This window comes from Hyphomicrobium sp. DMF-1 (genome assembly GCF_027886585.1).
Taxonomy (GTDB): domain Bacteria; phylum Pseudomonadota; class Alphaproteobacteria; order Rhizobiales; family Hyphomicrobiaceae; genus Hyphomicrobium_C; species Hyphomicrobium_C zavarzinii.
The window spans coordinates 2,248,496-2,264,439 of sequence record NZ_CP115706.1; the positions used below are offsets into that span (position 1 = coordinate 2,248,496).

16 protein-coding genes are annotated in these 15,944 nt (G+C 65.8%); 7 read left to right on the forward strand and 9 right to left on the reverse strand.

From position 1 onward, the window contains the following. Positions 1-332 precede the first annotated feature (332 nt). Positions 333-1,787 (forward strand): NAD(P)H-hydrate dehydratase, encoded by a 1,455-nt coding sequence (locus PE058_RS10290; protein ID WP_271030609.1) that lies wholly within the window; start codon positions 333-335, stop codon positions 1,785-1,787. A gap of 5 nt (positions 1,788-1,792) precedes the next feature. On the opposite strand, the gene PE058_RS10295 is transcribed toward PE058_RS10290, so the two are convergent. Next, positions 1,793-2,362 carry a thioesterase family protein gene (locus PE058_RS10295; protein WP_271030537.1) on the reverse strand — a complete coding sequence of 190 codons (570 nt, stop codon included), beginning with the start codon at positions 2,360-2,362 and terminating at the stop codon, positions 1,793-1,795. Between the two features lie 174 nt (positions 2,363-2,536). Between PE058_RS10295 and PE058_RS10300 the strand changes: the two genes are divergently transcribed. The 4 genes from PE058_RS10300 (at position 2,537) to PE058_RS10315 (ending at position 7,551) form a co-directional block, all read left to right on the forward strand. Beyond that, positions 2,537-4,282, forward strand: coding sequence for a tetratricopeptide repeat protein (locus tag PE058_RS10300; protein ID WP_271030538.1), 1,746 nt, complete (start codon positions 2,537-2,539; stop codon positions 4,280-4,282). A 118-nt stretch (positions 4,283-4,400) separates the two neighbouring features. After that, positions 4,401-5,849, forward strand: coding sequence for a cryptochrome/photolyase family protein (locus PE058_RS10305; protein ID WP_020087208.1), 1,449 nt, complete (start codon positions 4,401-4,403; stop codon positions 5,847-5,849). A gap of 190 nt (positions 5,850-6,039) precedes the next feature. After that, positions 6,040-6,465, forward strand: a complete 426-nt coding sequence (locus tag PE058_RS10310; protein WP_020087209.1) for a L,D-transpeptidase — start codon at positions 6,040-6,042, stop codon at positions 6,463-6,465. 114 nt (positions 6,466-6,579) lie between these two features. Further along, positions 6,580-7,551 carry a L,D-transpeptidase gene (locus tag PE058_RS10315; protein WP_020087210.1) on the forward strand — a complete coding sequence of 324 codons (972 nt, stop codon included), beginning with the start codon at positions 6,580-6,582 and terminating at the stop codon, positions 7,549-7,551. 91 nt (positions 7,552-7,642) lie between these two features. Here the strand turns inward: PE058_RS10315 and PE058_RS10320 are convergent, their stop codons facing one another. The 3 genes from PE058_RS10320 to PE058_RS10330 form a co-directional block, all read right to left on the reverse strand. Continuing rightward, entirely contained in the window at positions 7,643-9,052 is a 1,410-nt protein-coding gene (locus PE058_RS10320; RefSeq protein ID WP_271030539.1) for a DUF1134 domain-containing protein, read from the reverse strand. Positions 9,053-9,187: 135 nt separating this feature from the next. Continuing rightward, positions 9,188-10,135, reverse strand: coding sequence for a polysaccharide deacetylase family protein (locus PE058_RS10325; RefSeq protein WP_271030540.1), 948 nt, complete (start codon positions 10,133-10,135; stop codon positions 9,188-9,190). A gap of 128 nt (positions 10,136-10,263) precedes the next feature. Beyond that, a complete protein-coding gene (locus PE058_RS10330) occupies positions 10,264-10,680 on the reverse strand; it encodes a thioesterase family protein (RefSeq protein ID WP_271030541.1) in 417 nt (138 codons plus the stop codon). A 172-nt stretch (positions 10,681-10,852) separates the two neighbouring features. Between PE058_RS10330 and PE058_RS10335 the strand changes: the two genes are divergently transcribed. Continuing rightward, positions 10,853-11,107: a hypothetical protein gene (locus PE058_RS10335; RefSeq protein WP_156827498.1), complete on the forward strand. Its 255-nt coding sequence runs from the start codon at positions 10,853-10,855 to the stop codon at positions 11,105-11,107. Between the two features lie 107 nt (positions 11,108-11,214). On the opposite strand, the gene PE058_RS10340 is transcribed toward PE058_RS10335, so the two are convergent. The 4 genes from PE058_RS10340 to PE058_RS10355 all read right to left on the reverse strand — a co-directional run bounded on the left by PE058_RS10340 (position 11,215) and on the right by PE058_RS10355 (position 14,143). Further along, positions 11,215-12,432, reverse strand: coding sequence for an OmpA family protein (locus PE058_RS10340; RefSeq protein ID WP_271030542.1), 1,218 nt, complete (start codon positions 12,430-12,432; stop codon positions 11,215-11,217). A gap of 133 nt (positions 12,433-12,565) precedes the next feature. Further along, positions 12,566-13,168 (reverse strand): Spy/CpxP family protein refolding chaperone, encoded by a 603-nt coding sequence (locus tag PE058_RS10345; RefSeq protein ID WP_020087216.1) that lies wholly within the window; start codon positions 13,166-13,168, stop codon positions 12,566-12,568. A 121-nt stretch (positions 13,169-13,289) separates the two neighbouring features. Then, the gene (locus PE058_RS10350; protein ID WP_020087217.1) at positions 13,290-13,556 is read right to left on the reverse strand and encodes a hypothetical protein; all 267 of its coding nucleotides are present in this window, start codon (positions 13,554-13,556) and stop codon (positions 13,290-13,292) included. A 221-nt stretch (positions 13,557-13,777) separates the two neighbouring features. Further along, positions 13,778-14,143 (reverse strand): hypothetical protein, encoded by a 366-nt coding sequence (locus PE058_RS10355; RefSeq protein ID WP_271030543.1) that lies wholly within the window; start codon positions 14,141-14,143, stop codon positions 13,778-13,780. 166 nt (positions 14,144-14,309) lie between these two features. Between PE058_RS10355 and PE058_RS10360 the strand changes: the two genes are divergently transcribed. Next, the gene (locus tag PE058_RS10360) at positions 14,310-14,846 is read left to right on the forward strand and encodes an SRPBCC family protein (protein ID WP_271030544.1); all 537 of its coding nucleotides are present in this window, start codon (positions 14,310-14,312) and stop codon (positions 14,844-14,846) included. A 14-nt stretch (positions 14,847-14,860) separates the two neighbouring features. Here the strand turns inward: PE058_RS10360 and PE058_RS10365 are convergent, their stop codons facing one another. Then, on the reverse strand, positions 14,861-15,703 hold the full coding sequence (locus PE058_RS10365; protein WP_271030545.1) for a DUF72 domain-containing protein: 843 nt from the start codon (positions 15,701-15,703) through the stop codon (positions 14,861-14,863). Between the last annotated feature and the right edge of the window lie 241 nt (positions 15,704-15,944).

Sequence of the window (15,944 nt, forward strand, 5' to 3'; positions counted from 1 at the left end):
GGATATGCCAAGTCGATTGATCCAAATTAACTTGTTTGTTTTCAGAAGCTTGGTTGATTACTGCCTTTCGGATGGGCAGTCCAGCTGCCCTTAATAGCTCAAAAATTGTGCGTTATGCGCGCTTTTTGTGCACGAAAGTCCGCCAGAGCCGTCCGTGGTGCCGCTGCCGTAGGCGGTTGGTCAAAGTATCCGTCCCGCGGCCGGCATGGCCAATGCGCCCCGATCTCTCTACGGTCGGGGTCGAAGGTTTCACGAATAGGACGAGGCACGGCGTGGCGACGCAGACGATTTGGCTGGACGGGGGGCTGCCGGAGCTCCTGACGCCGAGCGAGATGGGGCAGGCGGACCGGCTGGCGGTCGAGCACGGGGTTGCAAGCCTCGCGCTGATGGAGACGGCAGGACGCGCGGTTGCGGATGCCGCGCGCCGTCTCGTGCCACCCGGCTCGCGCGTGGCGGTGCTGTGCGGCCCGGGCAATAACGGCGGTGACGGGTTCGTCGCGGCGCGGCTTCTCAAGCGCGCGAGCTACGACGTGCGCCTGTTCCTGCTCGGCGAGAAGGCGGCACTCAAGGGTGATGCGGCCGAAATGGCGCGCCGGTTCGACGGTCCCGTGCGGCCGCTCGACCCTGACAAGCTCGAGAGCCTGCATCTCATCATCGACGGGTTGTTCGGGGCCGGTCTCTCGCGGCCGATCGAGGGTGTTGCGGCGGAGGTGATCGCGGCCGTCAACGCGTCCGGCACGCCAGTTCTCGCCATCGATGTGCCGAGCGGGCTCGACGGTGCGACGGGTGAGGCGCTAGGCCCGGTGTTTCGCGCCACGGAGACCGTGACGTTTTTCCGCCTCAAGCCCGGGCATGTGCTCTTTCCAGGCCGGGAGCTGTGCGGCACCGTGCGGCTCGCGGACATCGGGACGCCGCCGGATGTTCTGGCGAAGCTCGACATCAAGGCGCGGGTGAACGGGCTCGCTCTGTGGCGCGAGCCTTTCCGCTGGCCGTCTCACACGGGCCACAAGTATGCGCGCGGCCATGCCGTCGTCGTGTCGGGTGCGCCTCATGCGACGGGGGCGGCCCGGCTGGGCGCGCGCGGCGCGCTCCGGGCAGGCGCGGGGCTGGTGACAGTGGCGAGCCCGCTCGACGCGGTCGAAGTCAACGCGATGCATCTCACCGCGATCATGCTGCGGCCGTTCGAGGGACCGGAGGGGCTTTCGGCGATCCTTGATGACGAGCGGAAGAATGCGCTCCTGATCGGCCCCGGCGGCGGCGTGGGAGAGGCCATGTGCCGACTGGTGGAAGCGGCTCTGCGCTCGCCAGCGGGTGTGGTGCTCGATGCGGATGCGCTGACGTCCTTCTCGGGCGACCTCGCGCGCCTCGTGACCGCTATTCGTGGCCATGCGGGCCCCGTCGTGCTGACGCCGCACGACGGCGAGTTCGCTCGCCTGTTCGGCGCGGGCGGGGGCGCGCGGCTCGAACGGGCGCGGGGCGCGGCCCGGGAGACCGGCGCGATCATTCTGCTCAAAGGGCCGGACACAGTGATCGCGGAGCCTTCGGGACGCGCGGCGGTGAACGTGAACGCGCCGCCGTGGCTCGCGACGGCGGGCTCGGGCGATGTGCTCGGCGGGTTCATCACCGGGCTTCTGGCGCAGGGGATGCCCGCATTCGAAGCGGCCGCTGCGGCGGCGTGGCTGCATGGCGCAGCCGCCTCGGATTTCGGGCCTGGCCTGATCGCGGAGGATCTGCCGGAGCGTCTTCCTGCGGTTCTCGCGCGGCTGATGCCGGCCGCGGCGCGCTAGGCGGATCAGGCGCCGGGCTGGGCGGACCGGCCGGCTTCGCGCATGGAGCGATCAGCGGCAAGGAACGCTTCGACCTCGGGCGACATCGGTGGGCTTTCCGCCGGGCCGCCAATCAGCCCGAACAGGTCTGGTATGGGGACGTAGCGCTGTTCCTTTCGGTCGTAGATCGCGCCTTTGACCAAGGCCTTGGCCGCCACCTGTCCTTCACGATCTCCCGCGGCGAAGACGAACGTCTGCTCCATGACGACGGCCTGCTCCGTCCACGCTACGGCACGTGTTTCCAGGCGATAGCGCTCGAAGGCGCGCAGCTCGCGGCGAAAGCGGATGACGACGGCGTTCGCGACCGGGGTCCAGCCGTTGCGCCAGACTGCCTTTCCCAAGCCGCCTCGGATGATGAGATCGATGCGCCCGAGGTCCATGATCGTGAGATAGCGCCCGTTGTTCATGTGCAGGCTGAGATCGAGATCGTTCGGGAGCACCCGGAGGGTGAGCGCGGAAAAGCCGTCGGGGACCGAGATTTTCGGGCGGAAGGGTGCCGTCAAGAGCAGCCACACCAGGCGCAGCCAGAGGTTCATGGAATTACCAGGGGACTACCGGGGGCCTATTGCGGAGATTGCGGGGCGTTCGCTGCCGTATCGTGCCCGGGCCACAATCTGCCTTTATTGAACGTTGCGCTATATTGGGAAGAAGATTCGCGTCTTCCATCCGTCTACTATGCCGGCATTTCCGGCACGTGGCCAAGAGGTTCGATGGTTCGCCTGCATCCCGTTCGCGCCGTGCTCGCGCTCGCCCTTCTCACGGGCGGGCTCAACGCGCCTGCGCAAGCGGCACCCGGCGAGCCTCAGATCGCAGAGGAAGCGGCGGGCGCGCTGGTGCGCGGCGAGGTTCAGCAGGCAGTCCAGAGCTATACCGAAGCGCTCAAGGACACGGCGCTTCCGAACGACCGTCGCGCCGCCATCCTCAACGACCGCGGCGTCGCCAACATCAAGCTGGGCCTCACGCGGCAGGCATTCGAGGATTTCAATCTGGCAGCGCAGCTCTTTCCGGAGTTCGCTGCCGTCTACAACAATCGCGGCAACCTGCTCTTGTCGCTGGGGCTCGCCAAAGAGGCGGTGAAAGATTTCGACCGCTCGATCGTGCTGGCCCCGGGCTATGCCGCCGCCTACAACAACCGGGCGGGCGCCTATGTACGCCTCGGCGAGCTCGACGACGCGATCGCCGACTACACGAAGGCGATCCAGCTTCTTCCTTCCAATCCCGCGCCGCTCAGCGGCCGCGGCCTCGCCCATCTCGCATTGCTGCGTCCGCACGCGGCGATCCGCGATTTCACCCGCTCGGTGAAGGCGGATGCGCGCTTCGCCGCCGGATACCGTAACCGCGCGGAAGCCAAGCTCGAGGTGGAGCACTACGACGAGGCGATCGAGGATCTTTCTCGCGCCATCGCGTTCGATGTCTCTCATGCCGAGAGCTACGTGCTGCGCGGCAAGGCTTACCTCGCGACGCGCAATACCGCCTCGGCGATCAAGGATTTCACCAAGGCCATCGAGATCGATCCGAAGAACGCGATCGCCTATGCGGAACGCGGGTTCGCCTTTGGTCTCGCCGAGGCGCAGGACGACTCTTTCGGAGATCTCAACCGCGCCATCGAGATCGATCCGCGCTCGGGGCTCGCGTTCGCCTATCGCGCCTATGCCTACAAACAGGCCGGACAGATCGATGTGGCGCTGCGCGATATCGAGGTTGCGCAGAAGCTCAATCCCGAGACGGCCGAGGTCTATTGGGTGAAGGCCGAGATCGAGGAAGCCCAAGGGCAGACCGAGCAGGCGATCGCCGATCTCAAGAAGGCGCAGACGCTGCGGCCCGGCTATCGTGACGCGACGGAGTCGCTGCAGCGGCTCGGCAGCGTGCCGTCTCGCGCGGAGGATACGGTTCTTGCTGATGCGGGGATCGATACGTGGCGTGTCGTGTCACGCGGTCAGCGGTTCGTGGCCATCAACGATCTGTATCCGCGGCTCGCCATTCCGCTGGAGATGATGGGAAGCGGGCAGCCGAAGCTGCTCGAATGGGAGCTCAAGCAGCCGCCGTTCAAGGGGATCGGCACGCTGCGCTTCTTCGGCGGCTCCGTGACGACGAAGACGGGTACGGAGGATCTCGAGCAGGTCGCGGTGGTGGATGTGGAGGCGGGCGTCGTCGTCGCCATCGAGCCTCACAAGCAGGGCGAGAAAGTCGCGACCTGGACGTGGGAGAACGGCAAGGTGACGGTTGCGAGCGTGGACGGCGTCACCGACGAATTCGCGTTGCGCGCGGATCGCCCCGAGATGGCCGGGCAAGGACTGGCGGGTGACCGGCGCTTCACGAGCACCAGCCAGACGGGCGGATGGGCGCCCTGGGACACGCCATTCGGCGGCGCTTTCGGCCAGCAGCAGCCGCCTCCGGCCAAGCGCGCCACCGTGAAGAAAAAGCCCAAGACGATCTTCGATCTGCTTTTCAACTAGAGGCTCGATCCGAGCCGCATACCGCAATCGCGCGCCGCCGTGCGTGATTTCCGAGTGATCCGTCGCGCGCGAAAGCTCGTTTTGCGAGGGACGTCTTTTCTCGATCGCGCGGGTTTCTATGACGGACAAGCCGATTATCGTCTGGTTTCGCCGGGACCTTCGGCTTGGTGATAACGCAGCGCTCTGTGCAGCGGTGGAGACGGGCTCTCCCGTGCTCGCGGTCTACATCCTGGATGACGCTGCTCCCGGCTCCTGGCGTGCGGGTGCGGCTTCGCGCTGGTGGCTCCACAACAGCCTCGAAGCGCTCGATCGTTCGATCTCGGGGCTCGGCGGATCGCTGGTGCTGCGGAGAGGCGCCAGCGGGGATGTGCTCTCCGCCTTGGCGAAGGAGACGAAGGCCGAGGCGGTGCATTGCTCGCGCGCCTACGAGCCCTGGGCGCAACGGCTCGAGCGTGAGGTGCGCGACAGGCTCGACGCGCAGGGCGTGGGGCTGCGGCGGTTCGCGGGAACGCTGCTGCACGAACCCGAGCAGCTCACCACTCAGGCGGGGGGACCGTTCAAAGTCTACACGCCGTTCTGGCGCGCGTTGCGGTCCAAGGTCACGGTTTCGAAGCCGCTCTCCGCCCCCACTCAGCTTCGCGCACCCGCCAAGCTGCCGAAGAGCGAGCGTCTCCAGTCGTGGGGTCTTCTGCCGGAGCGGCCCGATTGGGCGGGTGGCATGAGAGACGCATGGACGCCGGGCGAGGACGGCGCGCGAGCGCGCTTCTCGTCTTTCCTCGACGAGGCCATCGCCAACTATACGGATGAGCGAAACCGGCCGGATCTGGAGGGCACTTCGCGCATATCTCCGCATCTCGCATTCGGTGAGATCAGCCCGCGCCAGTGCTGGTGGGCCGCGGAAGCGGCGGGAGCGCGCGAGCGGAAGGCGGCCGGAGGTGTCGAGACCTATCTCAAGGAGCTGGCTTGGCGCGAGTTCTCCGCGCATCTGCTGCATCACTGGCCCGATCTTCCCGAGGTGCCGTTCCGGAGCGAGTTCTCCGGTTTTCCGTGGCGCAAGAGCGCTGCTCACCTGAAAGCCTGGAAGAAGGGTGCCACCGGGTATCCGATCGTGGATGCGGGAATGCGGGAGCTGTGGACCACGGGCTGGATGCACAACCGTGTGCGCATGATCGTGGCATCCTTCCTGATCAAGCACCTTCTCTTGCCTTGGCAGGAGGGCGAGGCGTGGTTCTGGGATACGCTGGTGGATGCCGATCTCGCGAACAACGCGGCGAGCTGGCAGTGGGTGGCGGGGTCCGGCGCGGATGCCGCTCCCTATTTCCGCATCTTCAATCCCGTGCTTCAGGGCGAGAAATTCGATCCGGAGGGCGAGTATGTGCGCCGCTGGGTGCCGGAGCTGGCGGGGCTTCCGGCCTCCGTCATCCATCAGCCCTGGCAGGCCTCGGCGGCTGTTCTGGAGGCGGCTCAAGTGAAAATCGGGTCCACCTATCCGGCCCCGATCGTCGCGCACGCGGAGGCGCGTGCAGCGGCGCTGGGTGCGTTCGAGGCGATCAAGACCCAGGCGTGATGGCTCCGGCGCTTGCGTGGGGCAGCCCGGGGACTGCTGCTCCAGAGGTAAACGGCCGATAACGTGTTTACCTGGGTATCCGTCGGCCTTTGAAAGTCTGCTTGGGAAACGATATCCTAACGGAATTGCGGTTTCTTTTTCCTGATGCCGCTCTCGCGGCCGCCCTCTTCTGTGTCTGGAGTAAAGAGTGATGCGCCCTCTCGTCCTCGCGATCGCCCTTGCGGTCGCGTCGGCCCTCGTGCCTGCCACGGCCTCGGCCAACGTCCACGCCCGCATCAGCAAAAGCAGCCAGACCATGCAGGTCTATGTGAACGGCCAGCTCTACTATAGCTGGCCGGTGTCCACGGGCCGGGGCCGCTACGCCACGCCGTCGGGCAACTTCCGGGCGCAGCGCCTGGAGCGGCGCTGGTACTCTACGAAATACAGCGGCGCGCCGATGCACAACGCCGTGTTCTACAGCGGCGGCTATGCCATTCACGCCACCAACGAGGTGAGCCGGCTCGGACGTCCCGCGTCGCACGGCTGCGTTCGCCTGTCGCCGGGAAATGCGGCCGAGTTCTTCCAACTCGTGCGCAGCTACGGCGCGGGGCGGACACGCATCACCATCACGCATTAAGGTCGGGTTTTACGGGCGGTCCCGGTGCTGCCCCGTTCATGGTCCATCTGTACGAGTTAGGTCTCTGTGCTCGTCATTGTTACCTCTCAGTTTGTATCGCGTTGGAGAGTTGTGATGAGGTTGAAGGTTCTGGTCGGTGCGCTTGCCGTCTCGTTGGGAGCGGCGGTAGCACATGCGCAGACCGCGCCCGAGAAGCCAGCCGCGCAGGGTGGCGTTCCGACTGTGACGATCATCAACAAGTCGGCTGCCGGCCCGGCTGAGCCCGCGCCGCCCACGCTGACGGTTTCTCCTGCGCCTCAATCCATTCCGAAGGCGCCCGAAGCGAGTGTCGAAGCGGCCGCCGCGCAGGCGCCTTCGGCCACGCCCGCCTCCGAGACGGCTGCCGAGCGGATGAGCGCTCCGCAGCCTGCGTCAGGCACGGCACCCGCTTCCGCGATGGCGGAGGAGCCCAAGACCGCAGCCGTTACGCAGGAGCCTCCGCCGGAGCCGACGCTTGGCATCAACATCGATCTGACGCGGCAGGTGATGACCGTGTCGGAGAACGGTACGCCCCGTTACACATGGAAGATCTCGTCGGCCCGCTACGGCTACCGTACGCCGACCGGCACGTTCCAACCGACGTGGATGTCGAAGATGTGGTACTCGCGCCAGTACGATTACGCGCCGATGCCGCACGCGATCTTCTTCCACAAGGGCGTCGCGATCCACGCCACCTATGCGATCAACCAGCTTGGGCGCCCGGCCTCGCACGGGTGCGTGCGGCTTGCGCCGAAGAACGCGGCGGCACTGTTCAAGCTGGTCAACGATCACGGCAAGGCGCGCACGGAGATCGTGGTGCACGGAACCCCGGATCATTCCTATTCGGAGCGTGTGGCCTCGCGCGAGCGGGATGAAACATCGACGCGCCGCGCCGGATACCGCTATCTGCCGCCGAGCTATGCGCAGCGCGGCAATTACGCCTATGCGCAGCCGCCGCCTGGCTACTATGCGCCGCCGTCTCGCAAGCGCCGGTACTACGCCGCGCCGCGCCCGTACTATCAGCCGCGCGGTTTGTACAACAGCTACTCCTACGGTTACGGCTTCTGAGCTCAGCTTCCGGCTCCGAAACAAAAAAACCGCGCCGGATTTCGTTCAATCCGGCGCGGTTTTCTGTTTCGCGGGCGTTCGATGTCTCGTCTCAGAACGGGTTCCAGGTCGGGCGTGGCGTAAACCGCACGTAGCCGATGCTTGCGCCGAGCCTCAGGCCGAGACCGGAGCGGATCGGTGCCATCAGGACGGGGCCGCCCTTGAGCAGCGTCATGCCGACGCCTCCGACGAGATAGGCGGAGCCGTCCACGCCGGTGAAGCGGCGGAACAGGCTGTTGGCCTCATCGAGATTGTAGATCAGGAACAGTGTGCGCGATCCCTCGGCGCCGACATCGTAGCCGATCGACGGGCCGTGCCAGAACACTTGCTGCGTGCCGCCGGAGCGCAGGTAGAGCGTGCCTTCGCCGTAGCGGAGGCCTGCGAGGAACGCGCCGCCGCCTTCCTTGCCGAGCACGTATGCGGTGGGTCGCCCCGCCTGCTTGAAGGCGTGCTCGATGACGCTCGCGAGCGAGGTCGAGATTGTGCCGAAGAAACCCTGCGTCGCCGCTCGGATCTCGTCGATGGTGTAGCCGTCCTGGGCATGCGGGATGCCGTCTGCAGGGGGCAGCGCATAAGGCGCGCCCGGCGGATCGCCAGGTGCCGGAGGCTCGAAGGCGGGCGGGAGATCGTGGTTGGGCGACGGCGTGCGCACCACAGGCGGCGGCGGGATCACGGCCTGCGCGGTGGTGGTGCTCCAGCTCGACGATTTCTCCGTCTCCTCCTTACCCTTCGAGGCCGCGGCCGGAGCCGACGCGGGAGGCGGTGAGGTGGCGGCCGGCTTCGTGGTCTCGGTCTTGGGGGCGTCGGTTTTGGCGGTCTCGGTCTTGCGGACCGGAGAGGCAGGCCCAGCGGGCTTCTCGGGCTGTGCGTCTGCCGACGCAGCCGGTGGCGATGCGGGTGGGGGCGACGCGGGCTCGCGCGACAAGGACGGTGGCGGAACGGCCGGGGTGGGAGCGGGGACCGGCTCGCTGGTCGCGACAGTGGATGGCGCCGCGGCGGCCGGTGCGCCGATTTCCTTGTCGATCTTGGCAATGAGATAGGCGGACTTCGCGCGCATCACGGCCATCAGCTCGCTGGAAGCGGCTTTCAGCTCCGAGAGATTGGCGCAGCTGCCTGCCGCCGCCGCCTCGGTCTCCGGTGTGCCGAGTGTATCGATCTTACCCAGAAGCTCGCCCGCCTGGGCGTCGAACTCGTCGAGCTTCTTGTCATGGACGAGCGCGAGCCCCTTGGCCTCGAAATCCGGGTCGGTCCACTTCTTGTGGTCCCGCAGGGCCTGGAGCTTCTGCTTGAGCCGGGGCTGCGTCTCGGCGCTGAAGGCGCGCAGCTCAGCGGCCGACTCGTCGACGGCTTCGCCGAAGCTTTCGGCAGAGCAGGTCTCGGCGGCAGCTCTCTGGGCCGGCATCAGCGCAAACGCCAGCGCAAGGCCCAGCAGAGCCGGGCGCAGGATTCGTCTCATGTTCATCAAAACTCTCTCTCGCCCAGTTTTGGCGTTTTTGAGGAGTTTACCGATGAAGCGGGCGTGATGTGACTACTTTTTCGTGTCGATACATGTCGGAGGCCCCTGCGGTTAACCAATCGGGAGGGCTTCCGGACCGTGTTATTGGCCCGTCGGGACCGTTTTGATCACGCTCGACATCGGCCGCTCGGCGCCGACCGCCGGAAGGCCCTTCACGTCCTTCTCGATCATCGCGTCGTACTCGGCCAGGGTCTTGAGGTCGTCCTTGGCTTTCATCTGCACGATCTTGTAGCCGCCAGCCTTCAGCGCTGCGAGCAGGCTCGGCATGGCCTTGGCCGTATGGGGCTGAATGTCGTGCATCAGCAGGATGCCTTTGCCCTTCTTGTCCAGCCGCTTCATGATGGCTTGAACAAGCTGCTCCGGCGTCTGGCGCTTGAAGTCGAAGCTGTCGACGTCGGTCGAGAACACGGCGATGTTGCGGCTCGCGAGGTGGGCGAGCGTCGCCTGCGAGTCACGGAGGTAGGGGAAGCGGAAGAACGGCGAAATGGGACCGCCGACAGCGCGGCGCACGCCGCTGATGCCCTTCTCGATCTCGTCCTTCGCGTCCTGGTCCGATTTCTTTCTCATGTCGGCGTGCGACCACGTGTGGGTGCCCACGGTGTGGCCACGATGGGCGACGTCGCGAATGATCTCAGGCAGGCCGATCGCCATTTTGCCGAGGCTGAAGAAGATCGCCTTGGTGCACTGCTCGTCGAGGGCGTCGAGAATGGCGCGCGTGGTGTTGACCTGCGGGCCGTCGTCGAAGGTCAGGACGACCTCCTTTTCCTGCAGGAAGTCGTAGGCCTTGTAGTGATCGAGGCCAAAGCCGGGGCCGCCGGTGGTATCGATCTCCACTGTGCGGGCGACGCCGAGCGCGTCCGCATTCGCGCAGCTCTTCTTCGCGGGATTGTCGGGAAGCGCGGATGTTTCCGTTGCCGCCGCGCCGGCCGCCTTGGCCGCTGCGCCCGCAGCCGGCGGAGCTTTGGATGCGTCTCCAGCGGTTGCCGCGGTGGCAAGCAGAATGAGCAGCGTGGACAGCGTGAAGCGCATTGTGTCTCTCCCCGATTCTTGCACCCTTTCTAGCAACAAAAGCCGTCCGCGGGGAGGCCCGCTGGCCACACACTGCGGAGAGTGGGGATAAAGGGGGCAGTGGGACGGGGACGAGGACGAGGGGGACGTCAGGCGGATTTTGACGCGATCCTGGCCTTGAAGCGTTCCGCATCGACGACAACCCGGGTGTGCCGCGCCGTGCCGATCTTTTCCTTCGAATCGCGGGCTTCGATCTCGAACGTCAGCTTGCGTCCGTCCACGGCGACGAGGGTGGCAGTGGCGTAAATGGCGAGGCCAACGGGCGTGCCCGCTGTGTGACTGACCTCGATCTGAACGCCGAGGCTCGCCTGGCCAGGCGCGAGGCGATGCTCCACGCACGCCACGGCCGCGGCCTCCATGAGAGCGACCATGCTCGGCGTGGCATAGACCATGATCGCGCCGCTGCCGACGGCGGGAGCGCACAGGGCTTCCGTCACGCGCACTTCCGCGTGCCCCGTGAGGCCGGGTGTCAAGACAGGGGAGGCGCCGGGCGTACTGGTGCTCATGGAATGCTCATTAGCTGGCTTTCTCGCTGGGCGAGGAGACTGCGCGCGAGATTTTTCACGAAAAGCCGCGAGTGTCACGCCTGGAACAGCGGGCGATGGCGGAGCCGTTTAGGTTCACGGCATCAGATCACTCAACCCGCCCTTGACCGAGGGGCACAAGATGGAGGCTTCGATGACCATTGCTCGCACCAGCGCTCTCGCCGTTCTCGCTGCCGCAGCTCTTCTGTTCCCGCTCATCGCCAGCAGCGATGCGGATGCGAAAGGCGGCAAGGAATACTTCGCCCAGACCTATCAGTTCGACAAGCCGATGAACGGCTACCAGGGTTTCTCGGGCGCTTATCACTGCTCGTACGTCAAGACGCCGAAAAACGTGTGCGTCGCCGGCAAGTGCAAGCGCGTCTGGGAGCTGCTTCAGACCTGCCAGTAACACCCCGAAACGACCTTCACGTTCTGGATCCCTTCTCCTCCCACACTCCTGGCCCCGGCCCGCACCGGGGTCCTTTTTTTTGCGCGAGTGGGTGGAGATGCGGGCGCTCAGCGTGTCACGCGCAGCTCGACGCGGCGGTCGAGCTGGTAAAGCGCCTCGCCCTTGTAAGCCGTGCGATCGACGCCCATGAACGGCTCCGTCTTGCCCTTGGGCGTGAGTTTCAGCTCGCCGGTGTAGCCGCCGTTTCTCAGGATCTCCGAAACCGTATTGAGGCGGTCGCGCGAGAGATCGAAGTTGTAGTCGTTGGTGCCGCGCTCGTCCGCGTGGCCGGTGAGCTCGACGGCCGAGAGGCGCTTCAGCGTCAGGTATTCGAGGAGCAGGCGGGCCGCGCGCTCGCCCTCGGGCGTCAGCACCGCCTCGTTATAGACGAACATGATGGGCACCGGGATGACGGTCGTGGTGCGATCCGTATCGGCGGCGGCCGTCTTTTCGCTGGCGGCGGTGCTCGTGCTTGCACCGGCAGCTTGCTCCGTGGTCGTGCTTGTGGCGTTGGCTGCGACAGAGGTTTCGGCTGCGCTGCTGGAGGACGACGCCGTGGTCGAGGATGAGGCGGGCGCGTCCGGCGTCGCAGGTGCTGCCGTTGCGGCAGGCGTCTCGCCCTCGCTCTTCTTTCCGGTTTGTTGCGTGTCGTGCGCGTTCTTCTCCGCTTCCTCACGTGCTTCGGAGACGAGGTTCTCGAATTTGCGCATCACGTCGCTCGCGACCGCGGAGGGCGAGGCGGGGCTGGCCGGGACGGGTGCGGCGGCCGCCACTTGTGTTTTAGGCGGTTCCGGCGCGGGGGGCGGTGTCTTGCTGGTCGAGAAGGTGAGGGTCGGGTCGGTGCTGGCGAACCTATGATCGGTGACAAGGCTCCACTCGCCCTGCTCGTCTGATTTCACGGTGCCTGCCGGCTTTCCGTTTTCCATGACCGTTACATAAGTATCCGGCTCGGCGCGTCCGGCGAATACCGACGAGCCATCCGGAGAAATGCGGGAGATGTCGATCTCGACGTTTCCGGACGCGGGTTTTGGCTCGTCCGATTTGCCGAGCGCCGTGACGGTCTGGTCGATGACGGTTTCGGCCGACTTGGCGGCCTGCTCTTCCTTGGCAGCGGGCGCCTGTTCACGATCTTTTGAGACCGGTGCGGCCGTTTTCTGCGCGGGATCCGGCGCGGTGCTGCTCGCGATGTCCCACGGCAATGTCACGCCGAAGCGGCCCGCGGCGAAGATCGCCGCAAGGCCGGATGCTGCCAGCAAAAGCAAAACGAGTGCAACGCGCCGCAGCATTGCCACCTCAACCTGTGTCATGATCCGGAAAGACCACGATGATCCAGGTTTGGGGAGTTATCAAGGCTCCGGCGGCAATTCTTCGAGGAGAATGAGGCGCGGAGGGTTAACTCCGCCCGCGCCTCTTGCCGGATTAGCCCTTGTCGCCGGGAGCGGGGCCGTCCTTCTGATCGTCGGGGCCGTGGCCGCCCTTCTGGTCCGGACCGTGATCGCGCTTCCAGTGGCCCTTGCCGCGACGCTCCGTAAGCTTGGCTTTCTGCTCCTCGGTGAGGCTCGCGTAGAACTTCTCGGCCGCCGGGCGGTAGGTCTTCAGCGCCTCGAGAGAGGCTTCGAGACCGGCCTGCGTCTGCGCGAGGCGCTCGATCGGCGTCTTGCGCGGGGTGTTCTCGTCGCTTGCTTCGGGCTTCTTGGGGCAGCCTTCGCGCAGCTTGTCGGCGGCGGCGCGGGTCGCGGTCTTGAATTCCTCGAAGGCGGGCTTCTGCTCGTCCGTCACTTTCACGCGGTGCTCGAGACGCACGAGCATGAGGTCGGCGAACTCGGCGCTGTCGCCGCGGCAGATGCGGCCATGGGGACCGCCGAAGCCGAGGCCCAGGAGACCGGCCGAGGCGCCGGGGCCGAAGTGATGACGGCCTTTGTGGCCTTCCCAGTGTCCGCGCTGGGCGATAGCGCCCGCTGCGGCGAGACCTACGGTTGCGGCGGCGATGCCGGCGAGAATGTACTTACCCTTACGTGTCATATGTCCGTTCTCCTTGCTCGACCGGCGCTCTCTCTGGGTCTCTTCCGGTGGGGGACCGGATGCGCCGTCTTGTAGGGAAGAACGGGGAAGGCGCGAGTTTCCGTCGCGCCTTCCGGCGGTGCTACTGACAAACTTTCTGACGCGCGTGGCAGTCGGTGGCGATCATGCCCGTCTCGCATTTGTAGGTGGTGGCCCCGGCAGCCTTTGCGTACCCCTGGTTCTCGCGGATGTTCTTCAGCGCGGCATCGGCCATGAACTTCGCGATGTCCTGCGTGACGCCGGTTCCGACCGCGCCGATCTGCTTGCAGGCTGCATTGGCGCCGCCGCTCATGACGGCGAGCGTGCCTGCGGCCAGCGCGAACGCTGCGCTTCTGGCGATCAGTTTCATCTTGTTGTTCTCCCTGATGTGACGTCCGTCTTGCGTGCCGGTTCGCGGCCCATCTCGGGACCGCGGGACACGGCGCGCGTGGACGCTGCTCCCCGGGCGCGGGCGAAATGTGGCGCAGATCGGGCAAGCGCGTCGAATGATGGGGACGTGTGGCGCGAACGCAGGCGCCCCGGACCGATAAGTCCGAGGCGATCAGGGTTCAGTATCGGCGGTGTGAACGCCTACCGGCAGGCGAGCAGATCGCGGGAGCCGGCCTCGTCCGTCACAGTCAGCGTGTCGCCGGAGACGGTGAGCGTGAAGTTGTAAGGTTCCGCGCTCCCTTCGATCGTGCACTCCGAGCTGACCTTCCACTCGCCATCCGCGCCGTCGACGGATTTGAACTTGCAGTGGGTCTCGTGTTGATCGTAGCCGTCCTTCGAGAGAAGGAGGGGGGCTTCCTGGCGATCCTGGCCCACTTTGCACTGAGCCAGATCGGAGGCCCACGTCCCCACGTAGGAGGGATCAGCCGCGCGCGCGGGGGCGGTTGCCGCCAGGACTGCCGCCAGTGCGGCGAAGCCGAGCGAGAGTGTTGTCGTGGTCGTGCGCATGATCTCTGTTCTCCCGTTTCTTTGGGGCCCGGCAGGCGGACCGCTCATGTCAGCAAGGCAAGCGTGTCGGGCGTAATCATGTCAAGAGGGGGCGCTAGACTGGTTTGTAACGCGCCGGGGTGATATGCGCCCTGCGTCGACGAGGCTCTGGTTCGGGGAAGACACGATGTTGAAGCGAATTGCCCTTCTGGTTGTCGCGGTGGTGGCCGCGTTCTGCGTCTACGTGGCCTTGCAGCCCTCGGCGTATCGCGTCGAGCGGTCGGCGATCGTCGTCGCCACGCCCGAGCAGACGTTCGCGGAGGTGAACGACTTCCACAACTGGGACGCGTGGTCGCCGTGGGCAAAGCTCGACCCAGCGGCCAAGGCAACGTTCGAGGGGCCGGCGTCGGGCCAAGGCGCCGTGTTGCGCTGGTCCGGCAATCACGAGGTCGGCGAAGGCAGCATGACGCTCGTCGAGAGCCGCCCGAGCGAGCTCGTCCGCATCCGCACCGATTTCGTCAAGCCGTTTGCGGGATCGGCCAACAGCGAGTTCGTCTTCAAGGGCGATGGTCCGCGCACGATCGTGACGTGGAGCATGTCGGGTGAGCGCGGGTTCCTGGAGCGCGCGATCTGCACGATCATGAACGGCGACAAAATGATCGGCGGGCAGTTCGAGAAAGGCCTCGCCAATCTCAAGAAGGTGACGGAAGGCAAGGCGGGCTGACGCAGCCGATCCCGTCACTTCTTCGGCTTGCTTTTGGGAGCGCTCGGTTTTGCGAGCGCTTCCGTGAAGGCTTGCGCGGCGGCGGGAGCGCGGATCTTGCCGCCGTGAATGAAGTAGACGAAGACGTCACGCGGTTTGCCGGGTTTCTTTGATGGCTCTCCGGCGAGATCCGGGGCGAGCGCCTTGGGCAGCTCGCCTGCGGCCCACGCGTTTGCCGTTGAAGCCCAGGTAGCGATCTCCTTGGCCGGATAGGCCGTGGGGTTTTCGTCCTCGCCTTTCTGCAGACGCGCGTAGACGAAGTCTCCCGTGAGATCTGCGATGGCGGGATAAGTCGGGTGATCGGCATAGCAGACCGGGATCTCGAAGTGGCGGAGGAGCGTCACAAACTCGCTGTCCTTGAACGAGGGATGGCGTACCTCGACGACGTGGCGCAGAGCGTGGCCGTCGAATGTTTTTGGCAACAGCTCGAGAAAGGCGCCGAAATCCGCCGCATCGAATTTCTTGGTGGGCGCGAATTGCCAGAGGATGGGGCCAAGCCTGTCCCCCAGCATGGTGGGGCCGGAATCCAGAAAGCGCTTGATCGAGTCGCCGGCTTCGGCGAGCACGCGCCGGTTGGTGGCGAAGCGCGGCCCTTTGAGGGAGAACACGAAGCCGTCCGGCACCTCGCTGGCCCATTTCCCGAATGTGGCGGGCGTTTGCGAGCGGTAGTAGGTGCCGTTGATCTCGATCGTGCTCAGCGCGCGGCTCGCATAGTGCAGCTCTTTGGCGTGCGGGAGTTTTTCCGGATAGAAGACGCCGCGCCAGGGCTCGAAGGTCCAGCCTCCGATCCCGGCTCTGATGGTTCCGCGTTGGCTCATGGCTGCCGTCTCCTTTTGGCGGACTATAGGGCGGAGAAGCCACGGCGGGAGGGGAAATGTCGAGCGCCCCGATAGCGGAGCACGCCCTGCCCGCGTAGTCTCGGGCCGGGTGAAAGCTTCGCGGAACGTAGATGGCACCGCCGGGGTGAGATATCGAGGCGGGTGACATATCGGGAGCGACAACCTGCCGGTTGTGAAGGCGGATGTGGGGCGCCATGTGATGCGAAATGCCAGGATGGGC